The sequence below is a fragment of the Arthrobacter sp. 260 genome (assembly GCF_013116745.1).
GTDB lineage: Bacteria > Actinomycetota > Actinomycetes > Actinomycetales > Micrococcaceae > Arthrobacter_D.
In genome coordinates this window covers 1-266 of the sequence record NZ_JABFOE010000055.1, presented here as the reverse complement: position 1 = coordinate 266, position 266 = coordinate 1, and the positions used below count along the sequence as shown (strand labels likewise).

1 protein-coding gene is annotated in these 266 nt (G+C 38.0%); it reads right to left on the bottom strand.

Going from position 1 to position 266, the window contains the following annotated elements; genetic code table 11:
- On the bottom strand, nucleotides 1-266 hold a 266-nt coding region (locus tag HMI57_RS18340; RefSeq protein ID WP_216607704.1), incomplete at both ends, for a hypothetical protein.

Here is a 266-nt window from a genome sequence, read left to right as displayed (position 1 = left end):
GAATAAGAATAAACAAACTTGCCTGATTTTTTGAAATCCAAAATAGCATCACGAATTTCTTGCGTGGCAGCAAATCCTGCCTGAAGGTCTTTTATATCTAAATAGATGCCTTTTATTTTTTCATCGGTTTTAGCAGCTTCAATAGCTTTAACAATACCGCGTAAGCCAAGAGTTCCTTCCGGCATAAACGGACCTAAATCTAATTCTTCAAAAGGGTTGTCTAATCCGCGTTCGCTGATAGGTCCTTCTAGCTTAAGGTGTAAAAC